Annotated in this window: 12 protein-coding genes; 8 read left to right on the top strand and 4 right to left on the bottom strand. The window is 70.8% G+C overall.

Translation table 11 applies throughout. The features are described from left to right. Positions 1-262: 262 nt before the first annotated feature. From VM685_RS00985 to VM685_RS00970, 4 genes are all read right to left on the bottom strand, one after another. Positions 263-463, bottom strand: coding sequence for a hypothetical protein (locus VM685_RS00985; protein WP_325458239.1), 201 nt, complete (start codon positions 461-463; stop codon positions 263-265). 8 nt (positions 464-471) lie between these two features. After that, positions 472-2,688, bottom strand: coding sequence for a hypothetical protein (locus VM685_RS00980; RefSeq protein ID WP_325458238.1), 2,217 nt, complete (start codon positions 2,686-2,688; stop codon positions 472-474). A 244-nt stretch (positions 2,689-2,932) separates the two neighbouring features. Next, positions 2,933-4,219 carry a DUF418 domain-containing protein gene (locus VM685_RS00975; RefSeq protein ID WP_325458237.1) on the bottom strand — a complete coding sequence of 429 codons (1,287 nt, stop codon included), beginning with the start codon at positions 4,217-4,219 and terminating at the stop codon, positions 2,933-2,935. A 50-nt stretch (positions 4,220-4,269) separates the two neighbouring features. Next, positions 4,270-5,421, bottom strand: coding sequence for a tetratricopeptide repeat protein (locus VM685_RS00970; protein ID WP_325458236.1), 1,152 nt, complete (start codon positions 5,419-5,421; stop codon positions 4,270-4,272). A 107-nt stretch (positions 5,422-5,528) separates the two neighbouring features. On the opposite strand from VM685_RS00970, the gene VM685_RS00965 reads away from it, so the two are divergent. The 8 genes from VM685_RS00965 to gltB all read left to right on the top strand — a co-directional run bounded on the left by VM685_RS00965 (position 5,529) and on the right by gltB (position 20,129). Continuing rightward, positions 5,529-6,218, top strand: a complete 690-nt coding sequence (locus VM685_RS00965; RefSeq protein WP_325458235.1) for a TetR/AcrR family transcriptional regulator — start codon at positions 5,529-5,531, stop codon at positions 6,216-6,218. 80 nt (positions 6,219-6,298) lie between these two features. Continuing rightward, positions 6,299-7,546 (top strand): serine hydrolase domain-containing protein, encoded by a 1,248-nt coding sequence (locus VM685_RS00960; RefSeq protein WP_325458234.1) that lies wholly within the window; start codon positions 6,299-6,301, stop codon positions 7,544-7,546. 177 nt (positions 7,547-7,723) lie between these two features. Then, entirely contained in the window at positions 7,724-9,958 is a 2,235-nt protein-coding gene (locus tag VM685_RS00955) for a TonB-dependent receptor (RefSeq protein ID WP_325458233.1), read from the top strand. A gap of 54 nt (positions 9,959-10,012) precedes the next feature. Then, positions 10,013-11,284, top strand: coding sequence for an MFS transporter (locus VM685_RS00950; RefSeq protein WP_325458232.1), 1,272 nt, complete (start codon positions 10,013-10,015; stop codon positions 11,282-11,284). Between the two features lie 216 nt (positions 11,285-11,500). Then, positions 11,501-12,205, top strand: a complete 705-nt coding sequence (locus VM685_RS00945; protein ID WP_325458231.1) for a hypothetical protein — start codon at positions 11,501-11,503, stop codon at positions 12,203-12,205. A gap of 24 nt (positions 12,206-12,229) precedes the next feature. After that, entirely contained in the window at positions 12,230-13,672 is a 1,443-nt protein-coding gene (locus tag VM685_RS00940; RefSeq protein ID WP_325458230.1) for an MBOAT family O-acyltransferase, read from the top strand. A gap of 3 nt (positions 13,673-13,675) precedes the next feature. Beyond that, positions 13,676-15,301, top strand: coding sequence for an alginate O-acetyltransferase AlgX-related protein (locus VM685_RS00935; protein ID WP_325458229.1), 1,626 nt, complete (start codon positions 13,676-13,678; stop codon positions 15,299-15,301). A 175-nt stretch (positions 15,302-15,476) separates the two neighbouring features. Then, positions 15,477-20,129: a glutamate synthase large subunit gene (gltB, locus tag VM685_RS00930; RefSeq protein ID WP_325458228.1), complete on the top strand. Its 4,653-nt coding sequence runs from the start codon at positions 15,477-15,479 to the stop codon at positions 20,127-20,129. Positions 20,130-20,142: the final 13 nt, after the last annotated feature.

Raw genomic sequence — 20,142 nt, 5'->3', positions numbered from 1 at the left:
ATAACGTGCCGGTGATCGGGCGGGCGTCCCGGATCCTTGCCCTCCAGACGAAAATATCTCCCGCGCGCCGGCGAGGGCGCGCGGGAGATTCTGTGGGCGCGATCTCCTCGGAAGCGTCGGCAAAACCCCGGCCGTGAGCGAGGGTTCCGGGGCGCGGCGCAGATTCCGCTGCGCCTCGCCACAAGGTGGCGGAAATATGGCGGAGCACTATTTTGAGTGGCAGGTCACCGCGCCGGCTCGCCCGCGCGGGGCGGCCGCCGGGCTACTCCGCGTCCCTGCGCAGGCGGCCGATCAGGTCGGCGAACCGCTCGACCTCCCCGGGAAGGATGGCCTTGCGGGGATCGTCGTTGGCGATCTCCGCGCGGAAGCAGAACTCCAGGCAGGCGTCGACCAGGGCGATCGTGGCGAGGCGCCCGCCCGAACGCACCCTGATCGCCAGCAGCTCGGCGATGTCCTTCCCCATGCCGGACCCTACCACCGTTCGCCGGGTCCGCCATGGGTCCCCCCTGCCTGCGCCAGCACCTCGTCCACCGCCGCCAGCCGCGCATCGGGCCCGTAGCGCCCGTAGTGCTGCAGGACGGTGCGCGGGGTGTCCTGGATCGCCCAGGCGGCGTGAACGGCCGAGCCCGTGGCCTTCAGGAGCTCGGAGGCCAGGACGGCGCGGATGGCATGCGGCCCGTGCGGCAGGAGGCCCTCGATCGCGCCCCGGCCGGTGTGGGGGTTGCGCACCCCGTGGCGGGCGGTGATGCGGCGCCAGGCCTCGTGGAAGCGGCAGCGGTCGTACTCCGGCGAGCCGCCGGCATGGGTCCGGCGCACGAAGACCGTCCCGGGATCTGGCGCGCCGCCCAGGACCAGCCCCCGTCCGGCGTCCAGCCAGGCGGCGATGAGGGCGCAGAGGCCGCCGCGGTCGGGCAGGACGCGGCGGTAGGGCCCGTCGCGGAAGAACGACGACCTCGCATTCTTGAAGGCGTCCGCCGGCGCGAACACCTCCCAGGCGGCTTCGGCGCCGTTCCAGCGCAGCTCGGCGCGGCGCAGGCGGGCGAGCTCGGCCTCGCTTCGGGGCGTGGCGCCCGGCGGGCGGACCAGCAGCTCGCGCAGGGTCCGCGAGCGGAAGCCGGTCGCCAGGCCCAGGCGCAGCATCAGCTCGTCGCGCCGGGCCTGCGCCGCCCCCAGCGGATCGCCTGCCGGGCAGGGGGCGTTGGCCCGCACCTCGTCGGCGATGCGCAGGTAGGCGGCCAGCGGCGAGGGGGCGGCGAGCACGGGCGCGATCGCCTCGAAGGGGTCGCGCGAGGGCTTCGCGACCCGCGACACCTCGGCGGCGCGCATGCGCGCGAAGCGCCGGAAGGCTTCGCAGGCGCCCGGCCAGTCCGCGCGCAGGCGCGCGATGTCCTCGGCCGTGAGCAGGCCGGGGATGGGGCGCAGCGCGTGGGCGAGCTCCGGCGACTGGGCGAGCCAGCCGGTCTCGGGGTCGGCGAGCGCCCGGGCCTGGTGGAGCATGCGCGCCTCCCAGGGGCTGAGGGCGCCGCGCCGGGCCTCGCGCCAGCCGAGGTGCCAGTCCCACAGCGCCGGGACGCAGAGCAGCGCCAGGGTGAGCGTCTCCCGCGGGGCCCCGAGCCCCCGGACAGGCCCGGCGGGCGCGGCCGCCAGCGCCCCGAACAGCAGCCCCAGGTGATGGACCTGCTGGGCGGCGGTCGTAGGGCTCCAGGCGCCGCGCCTGAGGCGCCCGGCCGGGGCGAAGCGGGCGGTCTTGAAGGCCACGAGGGCGGCCATCTCGGCGGCGAGGGCCGGCGGGGCGGCGCGCGGTCCGGCCGGGGGCCGGCCGCCGGTCCCGAAGTCCAGCGCGTAGGCGTGGGCGCAGGCGCGCGCCCGGTAGCGGCGGCCGGGGGTCGCGCCCTCGTAGGCGGTGCGCGCGAAGGCGAGGATCTCCGCCTGGTCGGCGTCGGAGCGCTCGGCGAAGTCGGCCGGCAGGCGGTGGTCGGCGTCGGGGACGAGGCGGCAGGCGGGCGGGCCTGGGGGGGCCTCGAGCCGGGCGGCCAGGGCGCCGGGGGCCAGGCCATAGCGGGCCTCGATGGCGGCCACGGTGGCGCGGCCGGCGGGGCCGCGGGGCGAAGCCGCGCCGGCCCGCCAGCGGCCGAGGCGGGCGGCGCGGACCTCGCCGCCGAGCGCGCGGGCGAGGCTTGCGGGGGTGTCGCGGGCCTGGCGCATGGCCCGGCCGAGGGCGTCTGCGAAGCTTCCGGCGGGCGCTGCCGGCGAGCGTCGCCGGGCCCCGGGCGGGTCGGCCTTGCGGCGCCGGACCGGCGCCCGCGCGGCGGGGGCCGGCGGGGCGGTCCCGAGCTCGCGCAGGAGGGCGGCGAAGCTGGTCCGCAAGCCCCGGGCGGCGGCCTTCAGCCCTGCGGGGTCGAGGCCGGCCTCGGCGGCGATGAGGTCGCGGTCCAGGCGGGTCGGGGATCCGGGCAGGGGGCGGGCGCAGGCGAGCTGCAGCTCGGCCCAGGCGTGCAGGGCCTCCGCCTGGGCGGGCGGCAGCAGCGCGGGGGCCTGGCGGCGCAGGACGGCGAGGATGGCGGCGTGGCGCATCGCGCGGCGGCCGGGGCCGGGAGCCTCGCCCGGCGCAGGGGCGGCGGCGACGGGGGGCGGGGCGTCGGCGGCGACGGCGGGCCCCTGCGGGCGTTCCGAAGGTGGAAAAAGCATGAAGTCGTTGATACAAGTTGCGGGATCGTATGGGAAATCGGGAACTTGTGGCTCTGGAGGTCTCCCGTTCGATCCGGGAGGGCGGTACCATCGCGAAGGCTGAAGGGACCGGGGTTCTCCCGGTCCTTTTGCGTTTCGGGACCCGCATTTCCCACGGCCCTGGCGTGTCTCCCCGCCATTTCGCGTCGTCCCCCCACCGGGGTCTCGCGGGCGGCGGGCGGGGAGCCTGGGCCCGCCTGCGCGCCTATTCCGCAGCCGCCGGCGACGTCTTCGGGCCGGCTTTCAGGAAGGGCTGCGGCTTCCCGTACACCAGAGACCGCCAGGCCCACTCGAAGGGCCCATAGTGGAAGCGGGAGAGCCAGGGCCTGCTCCAGATCAGGATGAACGCCCAGACGCCGGCGACCACCCACAGGAGCTGCGCCCGCGAAAGCTCCCCGAACAGGCCCAGGCCCCAGCCCCCGAACACCGCTGCGGTGATGATCGAGCTCATCAGGTAGTTGCTGAAGGCCATGCGTCCGGCCGCCGCCAGCATGTCGATCAGGCCGGACAGCCACCCCGCGCGGATCACCAGCAACAGGACCGCCGCGTGGGCGAGCGCGATGAAGGGCCGCGTCGTCTGCTGCCACACCTGCAGCTCGTGCAGCCGGATGGGATCGAACCCGCTCTGCCAGATCAGCCAGGCGAGCCAGGCGGTGAACGGCGCGCACACGAGGTAGCCGAAGGCGACGGCCAGGGCGTAGGCTCGGCTCGACCAGCCCAGGGTGAAGAAGCCCAGCCGGAAGAGGGCCATGCCGACGAACATCTGGCCGATCGCCTCGGGGATCGCGTCGAATGGCAGGAAGTAGCCGTAGAACAGCTTGAGGAGTGCGAGCCTCGCGCGCACCGCGTCCATGAACCCGCCGCCGAAGCCGGCGAGCTCCCCTGCCGCGGCGTCCGGGGCCGGCGTCACGAAGGTGCTGGCCTCGCGCCAGGCGCCTACGAGGTCGGCCGGAGCCCCCGGCGCCGTGGCGGCGGCGTGGAGGCTTTCGAGCGCGTCCGCCTGCCAGACGTTCTTCGCCAGCAGCGCCAGGAGGATGGCCGCGCCGATCGTGATCTGCGTGCGTGGCTTCAACTTGCGGAACGGGAAGATCACCAGCCCCGCCACCGCGTAGGTGACCAGGATGTCGCCGTACCAGAACAGCACGGCGTGCAGCAGGCCGAAGACGATCAGCCAGAACATGCGGCGATAGTGCGTCTGCGCCGGCGAGAGGCCGCCGCCGCGCTCGGCGCGGTCGGCGATCAGGATCGCGCTTGCGCCGAACAGGAGGGTGAACAGCGCCCGCATCTTGCCGTCGGTGAAGACGTTGTTGATCGCCCAGGTCCAGAGGTCGGCGCCCTCGGCGCCGCCGGCGTAGGTCGGCAGCAGATAGGCGAAGGAGGGCAGCCCCATGCCCACGATGTTCATCAGCAGGATCCCGAGCACCGCGAAGCCGCGGACGGCATCGATGGACAGGTGACGGTCGCCCGCAGGCGCGCTCGCGGTCGCGGTCATGGTTCGGCCTCCCCTCCGAGGTCGGGAGCATGCTCCGCCAAGGGGCGGTGTCAATCTTGCGGAACGCCGTTCGTGAACTGCGCCAGGTCGCTGCGGACCGCAGCGACCACCGCCGCCCAGTCCCCGGCGCGGGGCTGGCGATAGAGCCGGAGGCTCGGATACCAGGGGGTGTCGGTCCGGTCCCGCATCCAGCGCCAGTCGAGCCCGTGGTCCGACAGCAGCAGCCAGGTCGGTCTGCCGAGCGCCCCGGCGAGGTGCGCCACGGAGGTGTCGCTGGTGATCACCAGGTCGAGGCCGGCGACGAGCTCCGCGGTGTCTTGGAAGTCCGCGGCGCCCGTGTCGGCGGGCTCCAGGCTGATCGCCCCGGGCAGGGCGAGCAGCTCCGCCTGGATGGCGGGCGGCGGCGAACGGCTGCGGTCCCAGGCGTAGGTCGGGTTGCCCCGCGCCATCACCCCGATGCCGCCACCAGTCCTCGGTCGCGCCGCCAGGTAGGGGGCGCCCGGGATCGTCGCCGCCTGGAGTTCCAGCTTGGCCGGTATCGACATGGGCAGGACCCAATAGTCGTGCGCCGAGGCCTGCACCTCGTCAGCCAGGGGCACGATCTCGGCCGGGAGTTGGGCGAACAGCCGCGCCAGGCCGGGCGCGCAGGTGAGGGTGACGTGGGCCGCGCCGAGCTGGCGCACGAACCGCGCCATCATGATCTGGTCGCCGTAGCCCTGCTCGGACCAGACGAAGAGCCGCTTGCCGGCCAGCGGCTCGCCCATCCATTCGGGAAAGCTCAGGCGGCGCGCGGCGGTGCGCAGCCGTCGCGGTCGCTGTTCGTAGAGCGGCCAGCCCTCGGCGTATCGGCCCTGCGCCAGGAGCACGAGGCCAAGGTCCGCCTGGACCTGCCGCAGCCCCGGATCCAGCTCCAGGGCGCGCCGATAGGCCCGCTCCGCCGCCTCCAGTTCACCGGTGAACCGGTGGAAATTGCCGAGTGTCTGACAGACCGCCGCGCTCTCCGGCACGCGCGCCGCCCAGCGGCCGTAGAGACTGCGCGCCTCGTCGGTGCGTTCGGTGGCCTCCAGCAGGACGGCGAGGTTGCGCAGCGCGCCCGGGGGCTCGCCCGCCGCCAGTACGGCGCGGTAGCCCGCCTCCGCCGCCGCCAGGTCTCCGGCCCGGTGCCGCTCGACCGCCAGGCGCAGGGCTTCATCGACGTCCATGCCGAGCCCCATACCCCATGCCGGCGCCCAGCCCAAAGCGCCGCTAGGCTTGATCGGCGGATCGTCCCATCCTACGGCGGCGGCCAAGGCAGCGATCGGGGGCGAGGTTGAGCGAAAATCCTGGGACCTCGCCGAGGGGCCGGCGACCGAAGGGGCAGGGGCCCGACCTGCGGGAGGCGATCCTCGATGCGGCGGAGGCGCTGTTCTCGCGACACGGCTTCTATGGCGTCACCGTCCGCCAGGTGGCCTCCGAGGCCGGGGTCGACACCGCGCTGATCCACTACTACTTCGGCGCCAAGCGGGAGCTGTTCGACAGCGTCTTTGCCCGCCGGGCCGCCATCCTCAACGATGCGCGTCTGGAGGCCATGCAGGTCTACGCGGACACGCACCGCGGCCGGTTGACGGTGGAGGGCGTGATCGAGGCCTTCATCGGCCCCCTCATCGAGCGGTCCATGACCAATGACGAGGGCTGGAAGAACTACTTCCGCCTCGTGGCGCTGGTGAACAACACCCCCGCCTGGGGCGGCGAGACCATGCACCGCTTCTTCGATCCGGTGGTGCACCAGCTGGTGGACACCCTCAAGCTCGCTCTCCCCGAGGCGGAGATCCGCGACCTCTACTGGTGCTACCAGTTCCTCACCGGGGCGATGATGCTGGCGCTCTCGGAGACCGGCCGGATCGACCAGCTCTCCGACGGCCTCTGCCGCTCAACCGACCTGGAGGCGGTCCGCGCCAGGCTCTACGCCTACTGCGCCGCCGGCCTGCAGGAGGTCGTTCGCCGGAAACCACAGGCCTGACAATCGGGCTCTGGCGTACCGGAGCTTCAGAAGCGAGACTGCTCCCCAACGACAAGAACGACGCCTCGGGAGGAGTTTCCATGACCACCTTCGCCACCCGCCGCAGCCTGCTGGCGGGCGCCGCCGCCTTCGCCGCCGCCGGATCGGCCCGAGCCGCCGTGACGTTGTCGCCGCCGCAGTCGGTGGAGTTCGACCCGGCGGGCGTGGCGGCCCTGAACAGCCAGATGCACGCGCTGGTCGACCAGCAGAAGCTGGCCGGCGTGGTCACGCTGCTGGCCCGCAAGGGGAAGGTGGTGAGTCTCGACGCCTACGGCGCGCTCGACGCGGCGAGCCGTACGCCGGTGCGGTCCGACAGCATCTTCCGCATCGCCTCCATGACCAAGCCGGTCACCGGCGTCGCCATGATGCAGCTCTACGAGCAAGGCAAGTGGCGCCTGGACGATCCCGTCGCCCGGCACATCCCGCAGTTCGCGGATCTGAAGGTGAGGACGGCGAGCGGCGAACTGGTCGGGCAGTCCGGCCCGATGACCATGGCCCAGCTCATGAGCCACACGGCCGGCTTCGGCGTGAGCGCGGCCTACGAGAGGGACAATCTCGCCGAGACCGATCTGCAAGGCATGGTCGACAAGCTGGCGAGGCTGCCGCTGTTCAGCCAGCCGGGGACGGACTGGGCTTACGGCCCCGTCGTCAACATCCAGGGCTACCTGGTGGAGAAGATGTCCGGCAAGTCGCTCGACCGCTACTTCCAGGATCACCTGTTCACGCCGCTGAAGATGCCCGACACCCAGTTCTGGGTGGATCCATCGAAGGCCGACCGGGTCTCGAAGATCCACACCTATGACGCCGCGGGGCGCATCACGCCCACCGAGAGCCGTGTCCAGACGACGCCGCCGCGCTTCCTGGCCGGCAGCGGCGGGCTCTACTCCACGGCCCCCGACTACTTCCGCTTCTGCCAGGCCCTGCTGAACGGCGGCGAGCTGGAAGGCGCGCGGATCCTGAAGCCCGAGACCGTCCGGCTGATGCGCCAGGACGTCCTGAAGCCGGGCGTGAAGATCGACCTCTACGGCCCGAACCAGGAGGGCCTCGGCTTCGGCATGGACTTCGCCGTGCACAGGCGTCCGGCCGAGAGCGGCCTGCCGCACGGGCTCGACAGCTACTGGTGGGGCGGGGCCTTCGGGACCTGGTTCTGGATCGACCCGACCAACGAGGTCCTCTTCGTCGGCATGATCCAGAACGTGCGGGGCTCGGTGCCCGGCGCCGGCACGCCGGAGGTTCGGGCCAGTTCGGCGAAGGCGGTCTACGCCGCCCTGAGAACCCACACCACGTGACCGCAGCGTCACTGTGGCGCAATTTCATCACCTGATTAAAAACAGCGCAGCTGGCTGCTCCCGCCGCTGGCGCCGGTCCCCCGAACTGCGGCACATAGGGCCATAATTCGCATTGCGATGAATTCTGCGCCGACCGCCGGTTCCATGGGGGGCGGATGGCGGCGCCGGGAGGATCTTATGAAAGCTCTCATGAAGGCGGCGCTCCTCGCGGGCGCGGCTTGGTCTGTCATTCCGACACTGGCCCTGGCGCAGGACGTCGCGCCCGCCGACGAGGTGGGCGTGGTCGAAGAACTGGTGGTCACCGCGCGGCGTCGCGAGGAGACCCTGAAGGACGTCCCCGTCGCCGTCACCGCCGTGACCGCCGAGCGCCTGGAACAGACCGGCGCGGTGGACATCACCACGCTGCAGCAGACGACCCCGAACCTGACGGTGCAGGTCGCCCGCGGCTCCAACTCCACCCTGATCTCCTTCATCCGCGGCGTCGGCCAGCAGGACCCGCTGTGGGGCTTCGAGCCCGGCGTCGGCCTCTACATCGACGACGTCTACGTGGCCCGTCCGCAGGCCGCCGTGCTCGACATCTTCGACATCGAGCGGATGGAAGTGCTGCGCGGGCCGCAGGGCACCCTCTACGGCCGCAACACCATCGGCGGCGCGATCAAGTACGTCACCGCTAAGATCACCGGCGAGCCTGAGCTGAAGCTCAAGGGCCAGCTCGGCTCCTACGACCAGCGCGACGTGATCGCCTCGGCCAAGGGCAAGATCACCGACACCGTGGGCGTCGGCCTCACCTGGGCCAAGTTCTCCCGCGACGGCTTCGGCGAGAACCTGACCACCGGCGCGGAGCATTACAACAAGGATGTCTCGGCCGCCCGTGCGACGCTTGAGTTCGAGCCCTCGGCCGACCTGTTCTTCCGCCTGTCGGGCGACATCGTCACCGACCGGTCCAACCCCCGCCACGGACACCGGGAGGTCCCGGCCCTGAACGTGCTCGGCCAGCCGATCCCGGGCGGCGAGGTGCTTCCGGACGTCTACGACACCCGCGCCGGCTCCGGCGACCACAACGTGGTGGAAGCCCGCGGCGTGTCGCTGCTCGGCCAGTGGGACATGTCGGAGACCCTGACCTTCAAGTCGATCACCGCCTACCGGGCGGGCGAAACCGAAGGCACGATCGACTTCGACACCCTGCCGCAGTCCCTGCTGGACATCCCGGCCCGCTACAACGACCACCAGTTCACCCAGGAGCTGCAGCTGCTCTACACGGGTGATCGGGTGCAGGCCGTGGCCGGCCTGTTCTACCTGAACGCCACCGCCGCCGGCGCCTTCGACACCGTCGTGGGCCAGGCCAACCTGACCATCGCCACCGCCGGGCACGTGGACACCGAGAGCTACTCGGCCTTCGCCGACGTCAGCTTCGACGTCACCGACGCCCTGTCGGTCTCGGTCGGCGGCCGCTACACGCGGGACGAGAAGCAGGGCCGGGTCTACCGGCAGAACTTCACGGGCATCCGCAGCCCGCTGTTCGGCAACGCCGTGGCGGTCCCCGGCCTCGTCCGCTCGAACTTCACGAGCGAGGACACCTACGAGAAGTTCACGCCGCGGGTCAGCGCCCGCTACGAGTTCAACCCGGACCTGACGGGCTATGTCTCCTACAGCCAGGGCTTCAAGTCCGGCGGCTTCGACATGCGGGCCGACGCGATCCTGACGCCGACCTCCGTCAACGGCTATGACCCGGAGACGGTGGACTCCTACGAAGGCGGCCTGAAGGGCTACTTCTTCGACCGCCGCCTGACCCTGAACTCGGCGGTCTTCTACGCCAAGTACAAGGACCAGCAGGTCACGCTCCAGACCCCGGTGGGCGCCTCCATCGCCTCCCAGGTGCTGAACGTCGGCGAAAGCCACATGACGGGCGTCGAGCTCGAGGGCGTGGCGACCTTCACGGACAACCTCTCGGCCAACTTCGCCCTCGGTTACATCAAGGCCGAGTTCGACGAATACCGGGCGCTCGACCTGACGACCACGCCGCCGGCGATCCGCGACTTCGCCGACAGCCGGGTGTTCCAGAACACCCCGGAATGGACCGGCGCGGTTGGCCTGACCTACACCCGCGACCTGGGCGACAACGGGACGATCGCCTTCATCCCGACGGCGTCGTACCGCTCGTCCTTCTCGATGTTCGAGATCCCCTCGATCCTCGACCAGGACAGCTACTGGCTGCTGGATGCGAGCCTGACCTGGACCTCGGCGGACGATCGCTACCGGGTCGGCCTGCACGGCAAGAACCTGGGCGACGAGACCTACCGCGTCGGCGGCTACAACTTCCCGCAGTCGGCGGGCGTGCTGTTCGGCAACTCGGTGAACGCGTTCTACGGCCCGCCGCGGACCGTCACCGTCTCGCTCGAAGCGAAGTTCTAGGCTAAGCGCCCGGCTCTCCCCGAGAGCCGGGCGTTTTCCTTTTCCGGGACCTGCATGACGACCATTGTTCAGCCCGCCGACCCCCGCGCGGGCCGCTACGGCATCCTGGTGCTGGCCATCCTGATCCTGGCCTACACCTTCAACTTCCTGGACCGGCAGATCCTCGGCATCCTGGCCGGCTCCATCAAGAAGGACCTGGGCCTCACCGACAGCCAGCTCGGCCTCATGGGCGGCCTGGCCTTCGCCCTGTTCTACACCGGCCTCGGCATCCCGATCGCCTGGCTGGCGGACCGCGGCAACCGCACGTGGATCATGACCGGCGCCCTGACCCTGTGGAGCGGCTTCACCGCCCTGTGCGGCTTCGCCGGCGGTTTCTGGCAGCTCTTCTTCTGCCGCATGGGCGTGGGCGTGGGCGAGGCGGGCGGCGTCGCGCCGGCCTACTCCCTGATCGCCGACTACTTTCCGAAGGCCCAGCGGGCCCGGGCGCTCGCGGCCTATTCCTTCGGCATCCCCATCGGCTCGGCCCTGGGCATCCTGTTCGGCGGCCTGATCGCCGCCTCCATCGACTGGCGCGCGGCGTTCATCATCGTGGGCCTGGCGGGGGTGCTGCTCGCGCCCGTCTTCAAGCTGATCGTCAAGGAGCCGCCGCGCGGGGGCATGGACGAAGCGCCGGCGGTGGCCGCCCCCGCGACGGGTGGTCTGCGCCGCCTGCTCGCCAAGCCCAGCTTCTGGCTGATCTCGCTGGGCGCCGCGGCCTCCTCGGTCTGCGGCTACGGCGTCGCCTTCTGGCTGCCGTCCTTCTTCGAGCGCAGCCTCGGTATGGGCCTGGTCGACCGTTCCCTCTTCCTGGGCTCGATGACCCTCGTCGGCGGGGTCATTGGCGTCTGGGCTGGCGGCTGGCTCGGCGATCGCCTGGGGCAGGCGAGGCCGCAGGCCTATCTGTTGGTTCCGGCCGTGGCCTTCCTGATCGCCCTGCCGTGCTTCTTCCTGGCCGTCCAGGCCACCAGTTTGCCCATCGCCTTCGTGCTGTTCCTGATCCCCACGGGGCTGAATCTGGTGTGGCTGGGGCCGGTGATCACTGCAGTGCAGCACCTGGTGCCTGCGGCGCAGCGCTCCACGGCCTCCGCCTGCTTCCTGTTCGTGAACAACCTGATCGGGCTCGGCCTCGGCACCTGGTTCTTCGGGGCGGTGTCCGATGCGCTGACGCCGCGGTTCGGGACGGAAGCCCTTCGCTACGCCATCTATTCGGGCCTGGGCTTCTATGTGCTCAGCGCCGCTCTGTTCGGCCTGGCCGCGCTCCGGCTGCGCCGGGACTGGGTTGCCTAGGGCAGGATGTCGCAGGAATTCCGCTTCAGATGAAATTTCGCTTGATTTTGTGCGCTGCAGCGTGAATGTGGATCTCGCCCTTCGGGGCGTTTCCTCCCTATGAACTGGCCGCGCCCGCAACGGCGCGGCTTTTTTTTGCCTGCGGCGGAGCCGTGGCGGCGGAAGGCCGCGGCGTGCTAAACCGCAGGGTGAGTCCGCTCGTCCGAGGAGCCCTTCGTGAAATCCGGCCTGATCGTCCTGAGCCTCGCCGCCGTTCTCCTCGCATCGTGCGACCGCAAGGCCGACGCGCCTGCGGCCCCGGCGCCCGCCGGCCCTGCTGCGCCCACGACGGAAAGGGCGGCCTCCGTGCGTTGGAATCCCACGGCGGGTGCGTTCGAGATGGGAGGCGCCGCCCTCCGCACCGCCAAGGTCTGGACCTTCGATGGATCTACCGATGGCTTCACCGGCGTCGGCAGCCAGCTGGCGCCCGCCGACGGGCAGGGGCTTGCCGTCACCATCGCCGATCCGACGGTTCGCTCGCCGAGCGGCCTGGCGATTCCCGGCGGCCAGTATCCGCTCGTCATCGTGCGGCTGACGCGCGTGGGCGGCGGCGAAGGTTGGGACGGCGCGCTCTACTATTCGACCGCGGCGCATGGCGAGGGGATCGGCTGGCTCGGTAAGCCGATCGATAACGAGGCGCCGAAGCTCAACGAGACCGTCACCCTGGTCTACGACATGAGCCGTCAGGCGCAGGGCGGACCGGACTGGACCCAGTCGGTGATCGACCAGATCCGCCTGGACATCGAGGATAAGCCCGGTGGTCGCTTCGTGATCCACCAGGTGGCGATCGCGGAGAACCCGAACCCGCCGCCCGCCGACCCGGCCGCCGCCGCGGCCGCAACACCGCCCGCCGGAACGCCCACGCCGGCGCCCAAACCCTAAAGGTCCGGCGTCGGGGGGCGGCGGATGGTCTTCAGTTCAGTCATCTTCATCTTCTATTTCCTGCCGGTCTTCCTGGTAGGCTACTACGCGTCCGGCTGGCGCGCGGGCGCCCTCCTGGTCGGCAGCGCCGCCTTCTACGTGTGGGGGGAGGGCGCCTACGTCTTCCTCCTGGGCGCCCTGATCGCGCTGAACTACGCGGGCTCGCTGGCCATCGACGCCGCCAGGACGCGCCGCGGCAGGATCGCCCTGCTGGTGGCCCTGGTGGTCGCCGACTTTGCGGTGCTGGGCTGGTTCAAGTACGCCGGCTTCATCGCCGAGAACCTCAATCGCGCCCTGCCGTCCGACCCGCTGCCGGCGATCGAGACCACCCTGCCGCTCGGCATCTCCTTCTTCACCTTCCAGCTGGTCAGCTATGTGGTGGACGTCCACCGCGGCACGGTGAAGGTGGAGCGCGACCCTCTGCGCTTCGCCGCCTACATCCTGATGTTCCCGCACCTGATCGCGGGACCCATCGTGCGCTACGCCGACATCCGCGACGAGATGCACGCCGATCGCCGCAAGAGCGGCCACATCGGCCTGGGGGTGCAGTACTTCATCGTCGGCCTCGCCCAGAAGGTGCTGGTGGCCAATACGGTGGCGGCGCTGGCCGACCACGCCTTCGGCCTGGAGGGGACCGCGCTCACCGCGACGGCCGCCTGGCTGGGGATCTGGGCCTACACCCTGCAGATCTATTTCGACTTCTGCGGCTATTCGAACATGGCGATCGGCCTGGCCTTCATGCTGGGCTTCACCTTCCCGAAGAACTTCGACTACCCCTACGTCGCGCGCTCGATCACTGAGTTCTGGCGGCGCTGGCACATCAGTCTGTCGTCCTGGTTCCGCGACTACGTCTACATCCCGCTGGGCGGCAACCGGCACGGCCAGCTGAAGACGGTCAGGAACCTGATGGTCGTCTTCTTCCTCACCGGCCTGTGGCACGGCGCGGCCTGGCAGTTCGTTGTCTGGGGCCTCTACCACGGCGCCTTCCTGATGCTGGAGCGGTTCGGTCTCGGCCGTCTGCTTGAGCGCCTGCCCGGGCCCGCGCGCCACGGCTACACCCTGCTGGTGGTCATGGTCGGCTGGGTCTTCTTCCGGGCCGAAACGCTGCCGGAGGCGCTGACCTACCTGAAGGCGATGTTCGATCCGGCCCGCCTCGCGGCCCCGGACGTCCCGCTTGTCATCCTGCTCGACGCCCAGGTGATCGCGGCCCTGGTGGTCGGCTCGGTGCTGGCGTTCCCGGCGCTGCCCTGGGTGATGGAGCGCCTGCGCACGGCGCGGGCCGAGGCGCCCTCCGAGGTGCTGCCGGCCCGCCTCGACACCCGCTCGGTGCACGCCCTGCCGGCGCCGCTGCTGGCCGTGGGCTTCGCGCTGTCGATCGCCTTCCTCGTGGGCTCGACGCTCAACCCCTTCCTCTACTTCCGGTTCTGATCGGTGCTGGCCTCGCGTCTCCACTGGCGGATCCTGATCGCGACCGTCCTGCTGATGATGGCGGCGGCCTTCGTCGCGCCCCGCTTCGTGCGCGCGCCGGACGTCGACGAGAACCGCGTGCTCGCCTCGCGCCCCGCCTGGCCCAAGGACCTCGCCGGCTTCCGCGCCTTCCGTAAGGAGGCGGACAAGTACGTGGCGGACAAGTTCCCGGTCCGCCCGCACCTGATCGGACTTCTCAACCGCGCCCGCATGGTGTTCGGCGTCTCCGGCTCGCCGCGGGTGGTGGTGGGCCGCGAGGGCTGGCTGTTCTTCGACGGCGGGGACCACATGGCCGCGAGCCGGGATCCGCCCCCAGCGCCGGCCGACACGCGCGCCTGGCTCGGCGGCCTGGCCGGCCGCACCGAGGCGCTCAGGGCGCGCGGCGTCCCCTACCTCGTGCTCGTCCCGCCGATGCAGGAGGCGGTCTATCCGCAGCACGCGCCCCACTGGTACCGGCTCAATCCAGATCGCCGCGCGGTCCGTTTCGCTGAGCTTGCCCGGACGACCGGCGCCGGCGACGTCATCTACCTGCACGAGGCGATGGTCGCGGCCACGCGCCGGGGCGTGAAGACCTACAGCCTTCACGACACCCACTGGACCGGTCCTGGCGCCTGGGAGGGCTACGCCGCCCTGATGCGCCGGCTGAAGGCGCTGGGCGTCGTCACCGAGGACCCGCGGCCGGTCTCCGACTTCCAGGAACTGCGGCCTGGGCACCCCAACAAGCCGCGCAACCTGGCGCTCATGCTCGGCGTCGCGAGCTTCGTGGACGTCGACTACCTCGAGCTCGGCGATCCGGCGGCGGAGGCGCGGTCCACGATCACCTGGCTGGATCCCGTCCATGACTGGACCAAGCCGCATGTCATCGAGACCGGCGAGACGGGAAAGCCGGTGCTCATGATGACGATGGATTCCTTCTCCAACGCTCTCGTGCCCTTCCTCTACACCCACTTCAGCCGGATCGTGCTCTCGCACACCCAGGACGGCGCCTGGCGCGAGGACCTGATCGCCCGGTTCGATCCGGACGCGGTGGTGCTGGAGGTGCTGGAATCCGGCCTCGGCTACGCCCTCAACCCGGCCCCGGCGGCGTCTGCGGAGGCGACCGCCCGCATCGCCCAAGCGGTTCCGCTGACCGCAGCGCCGGGGGCCGCCTCCGCGGCCGCCGCGCCGTCGCCACCGGCGCAGCTTCCAGTGATGGCGCCCATCACGCCCGCCACCGCGGCCCTGCTGGACGCGGCTCTCCCGACGCCGAGCTGCAACCTAGAGATCGCGACCCTCGTCGCGGCGCCCGAGGGCCTGGACCTGTCGATCAACGGCTGGATTTCGGAGCTGGCCCGCCGCAACACCTCACCCCTGGGCTGGGCGCGCCTGCAAGGTCCGGACGGCGACTACGCTGCGCCTCTTCGGGTGGACCAGCCCCGGCCCGACGTGGCCACCCACTTCAAGGCGCCCAAAGCCGCCGAGGCGAGCGGCTTCAGCACCGTCTACCGCGTCAGCGCGCTGAAGCCCGGAACCTACACCCCGCTCGTCTACCGGCGGACACCGAGCGGCTGGATGGTCTGTCGCGGACCGCAGGCGCTTACCCCGCCCTGAGTGCGACGCATTCTCACGTCCACGGCGCGGTGATTGGAAAAATCTTCCAGCCGCCGAGCTTCCAGCCCATCGACAAGGGCTGATCTTGCCGGGTAAATGCCCGCGAATGCACGTCACGGCCCCCTCGGAGGTGGAGGAACGGCCGCGTATCGGCGTGTTTGCGTGAGAGAAGCATATGCGGCTGCCCGAGCGGCAAGGACTGTACGATCCGGCGAACGAGCACGATGCGTGCGGCGTGGGTTTTGTGGCCAACATCAAGGGCCGCAAATCGCATGAGGTGATCGAGGCCGGGCTGCAGATCCTGGTCAACCTGGACCACCGTGGCGCCGTGGGCGCCGACCCGCTGGTCGGCGACGGCGCGGGCATCCTGATCCAGATTCCGGACACCCTCTATCGCGCCTGGGCGGCCGACGCCGGCGTGGCCCTTCCGCCGTTCGGCGAATATGCGGTGGCCATGTGCTTCCTGCCGCAGGACGAGGCCTCCCGCGCGGCCGTGGTCGAGCAGTTCGAGCACTTCCTGAGGGTCGAGAAGCAGCCCCTGCTGGGCTGGCGCGACGTGCCGGTCGACACAACGGGGCTGGGCGAGGCCGTGCTGGCCTCCATGCCGGTGGTCCGCCAGGCCTTCATCGGCCGGGGGCCGAACGTGAAGGATCAGGCCGCCCACGAGCGCAAGCTGCTGGCCGTCCGCAAGCAGACCCAGAACCCGCTGCGCGAACTGGCCGCCAAGCGCGACCTGCCGGGCGTGGTCGATTTCTACATGCCGTCGCTGTCCACCCGCACGGTGGTCTACAAGGGCCTGCTGCTGGCCCACCAGGTGGGGACCTTCTACAAGGACCTCCTGGACGAGCGCGCGGAGTCGGCGCTGGCGCTGGTTCACCAGCGGTTCTCCACCAACACCTTCCCCTCCTGGCGGCTGGCGCACCCCTACCGGTTCATCGCCCACAACGGCGAGATCAACACGGTCCGCGGCAACGTGAACTGGATGAACGCCCGCCGGCGCTCCATGGAGAGCGACCTGCTGGGGCCGGACCTCAACAAGATGTGGCCGCTGATTCCGCACGGCCAGTCCGACACGGCCTGCCTGGACAATGCCTTGGAGCTGCTGGTGGCCGGCGGCTACCCGCTGGCCCACGCCATGATGATGCTCGTCCCGGAAGCCTGGGCGGGCAATCCGCTGATGAGCAAGGAGCGGCGGGCCTTCTACGAATACCACGCCGCCCTGATGGAACCCTGGGACGGCCCGGCCGCGGTGGCCTTCACCGACGGCCGCCAGATCGGCGCCACCCTGGACCGCAACGGCCTGCGCCCGGCGCGGATCATCATCACGGACCAGGACCACGTGATCATGGCCTCGGAGTCGGGCGTCCTGGAGGTCCCCGAGGAGCGCATCGTCCGCAAGTGGCGGCTGCAGCCCGGGAAGATGCTGCTCATCGACATGGAAGAGGGCCGCATCGTCGAGGACGAGGAGCTGAAGCGCACCCTCGCCGAAGCCGCGCCCTACGAGGAGTGGCTCTCCGAGACCCAGTTCAAGCTGGAGGAACTCGCGCTCGCGCCCGAGGACGAGGCGCCGCGCACCAACGATCCGGACACCCTGCTCGATCGCCAGCAGGCCTTCGGCTACACCGAGGAGGACCTGAAGTTCTTCCTGGAGCCCATGGCGCGGGCCGGCGACGACCCCGTGGGCTCCATGGGCTCGGACACGCCGATCGCCGTGCTCTCGCGGCGGCCGAAGCTGCTCTACGAATACTTCAAGCAGAACTTCGCCCAGGTCACCAACCCGCCGATCGACCCGATCCGGGAAGAGCTGGTGATGAGCCTAGTCTCGATGATCGGGCCACGTCCGAACCTGCTCGGCCGCCAGGCCGGCACGCACAAGCGCCTCGAGGTCTCCCAGCCGATCCTCACCGACGAAGACCTGGCCAAGATCCGCTCGATCCATGACCTCCTGGACGGCGCCTTCCGCACCGCGACCATCGACACGACATGGCCGGCGGAAGAGGGCGCGGCCGGCCTCGAGAAGGCCATCGACCGCATCTGCCGGGAGGCCACGGACAACGTCCTGGCCGACGTCAACATCCTGATCCTGTCCGACCGGGCCGTGTCGCCGGACCGTATCCCGATCCCGGCAGCGCTCGCCACTGCGGCCGTGCACCACCACCTGATCCGTCAGGGCCTGCGCATGCAGACCGGCCTCGTCATCGAGACCGGCGAGGCGCGCGAGGTGCACCATTTCTGCGTGCTCGCCGGCTACGGCGCGGAGGCCGTGAACCCCTACCTGGCCTTCCAGACGATCGAGGAACTGCGCGCCCGCCAGGACCTCCCGGTCTCCGCCTACGACGCGCGGAAGAACTACATCAAGGCGGTGGGCAAGGGCGTGCTGAAGGTGATGTCCAAGATGGGCATCTCCACCTACCAGTCCTATTGCGGCGCCCAGATCTTCGACGCCGTTGGCCTCTCGTCGGCGCTGATCGACCGGTACTTCACCGGCACCGCCACGACCATCGAGGGCGTCGGCCTGGCGGAGATCGCCGAGGAGTGCGTCCGCCGTCACCGCGACGCCTTCGGCGACAACCCGATCTACAAGACCATGCTCGACGTGGGCGGCCAGTACGCCTGGCGGCTGCGCGGCGAGTCCCACGCCTGGAGCCCGGAGACGGTGTCGCGCCTGCAGCACGCGGTGCGCGCCAACCTGCCCGACGAGTACCGGCAGTTCGCCGCCTCCATCAACGAGCAGTCCGAGCGCCTGCTGACGCTGCGCGGCCTGATGCGCTTCCGTCCGGCCGACAAGCCGATCCCGCTCGACGAGGTGGAGCCCGCGTCGGAAATCGTGAAGCGCTTCTCCACCGGCGCGATGAGCTTCGGCTCGATCAGCCGTGAGGCGCACACCACGCTGGCCATCGCCATGAACCGCATCGGCGGCCGCTCGAACACGGGCGAGGGCGGCGAGGAGAGCGACCGCTTCAAGCCGCTGCCGAACGGCGACTCCATGCGCTCGGCGATCAAGCAGGTGGCCTCGGGGCGCTTCGGCGTGACGACCGAGTACCTGGTCAACGCAGACGACATCCAGATCAAGATGGCCCAGGGCGCCAAGCCCGGGGAGGGCGGCCAGCTGCCCGGGCACAAGGTCGACAAGAACATCGCCCGCGTCCGGCATTCCACGCCGGGCGTCGGCCTGATCTCGCCGCCGCCGCACCACGACATCTATTCTATCGAGGACCTGGCCCAGCTCATCCACGACCTGAAGAACGTCAACACCGGCGCCCGCATCTCCGTGAAGCTGGTGTCTGAAGTTGGCGTGGGCACCGTGGCCGCGGGCGTGGCCAAGGCGCGAGCCGACCATGTGACCATCTCGGGCTTCGAGGGCGGCACGGGCGCCTCGCCGCTGACCTCGCTGACGCACGCGGGCTCGCCCTGGGAGATCGGTCTGGCCGAGACCCAGCAGACCCTGCTGCTCAACGGCCTGCGCACCCGCATCGCCGTGCAGGTGGACGGCGGCCTGCGCACTGGACGCGACGTCGCCATCGGCGCCCTGCTGGGCGCGGACGAGTTCGGCTTCGCCACCGCGCCCCTGATCGCCGCCGGCTGCATCATGATGCGCAAGTGCCACCTGAACACCTGCCCGGTGGGGGTGGCGACCCAGGATCCGGTGCTTCGAGCACGCTTCACCGGCCAGCCCGAGCACGTGATCAACTACTTCTTCTTCGTGGCCGAGGAGCTGCGGGAGATCATGGCCGAGATGGGCTTCCGCACGCTCAACGAGATGATCGGCCGCGTCGATCGCCTCGACATGGATCCGGCGCTGGACCACTGGAAGGCGCACGGCGTCGACCTGTCGCGCATCCTCTACGCCGCGCCCGCCGAGGGCCGGAAGGGGCTGTGGAACATGGACCGGCAGGACCATGGCCTGGGCCGCGCCCTCGACCACACCCTGATCGCCGACGCCAGGGCGGCGCTGGAGAACGGCGAGCCGGTCCGCGGCGAATACCCCGTGCGCAACATCAACCGCACCGTGGGCGCGATGTTGTCGGGCGAGGTGGCGCGCCGCTACGGCCACGCCGGCCTGCCGGACGACACCATCTCGCTGAAGCTGAAGGGCAACGCCGGCCAGAGCTTCGGCGCCTTCCTGGCCCGGGGCGTGACCCTGGAGCTGGTGGGCGACGCCAACGACTATGTGGGCAAGGGCCTGTCGGGCGGCCGGGTGGTCGTGCGCCAGCCGCCGGAGGCCCGGCGCGAGCCGACCCGCAACATCATCGTCGGCAACACCGTGCTCTACGGCGCCATCGCGGGCGAGGCCTACTTCGAGGGCGTGGCCGGCGAGCGGTTCGCGGTCCGTAACTCCGGCGCCGTGGCGGTGGTGGAGGGCGTGGGCGACCACGGCTGCGAATATATGACCGGCGGGGTGGTCGTGGTCCTGGGCGACACCGGCCGCAACTTCGCCGCCGGCATGAGCGGCGGGGTGGCCTATGTCTACGACCCCCGCGGCAAGTTCCGGGAGCTCTGCAACACCGCCATGGTGGACCTGGAAGCGGTGCAGCCCGCGACGCCCGGTCCCGCCAACGCCGCGGACGAACCGTTCCGGCCGAGCCAGCGGGCGCTGAGCGTCGAGAACAACGGCATGGGCGACATGCTACGCTTCGACGCCGAACGCCTGCGCATCCTGATCGAGCGCCACAAGCTGCACACGGGCTCCGCCCGGGCGGCCGAGATCCTGGACAACTGGGACCAGGCGCTGGGCTCGTTCGTGAAGGTGATGCCCACCGACTACCGCCGCGCGCTCCTGGAGCTCGCCACCGAGCGCGAGACGGCCGCCGCCGTCGCCGCCGAATAACCCTTCAGAGTTC

The organism is Phenylobacterium sp. (assembly GCF_035539035.1).
In the GTDB taxonomy this organism is placed as follows: Bacteria; Pseudomonadota; Alphaproteobacteria; order Caulobacterales; family Caulobacteraceae; genus Phenylobacterium.
The sequence above is the reverse complement of the archived record's forward strand: the minus strand, read 5'-3'. Positions and strand labels throughout refer to the sequence as shown.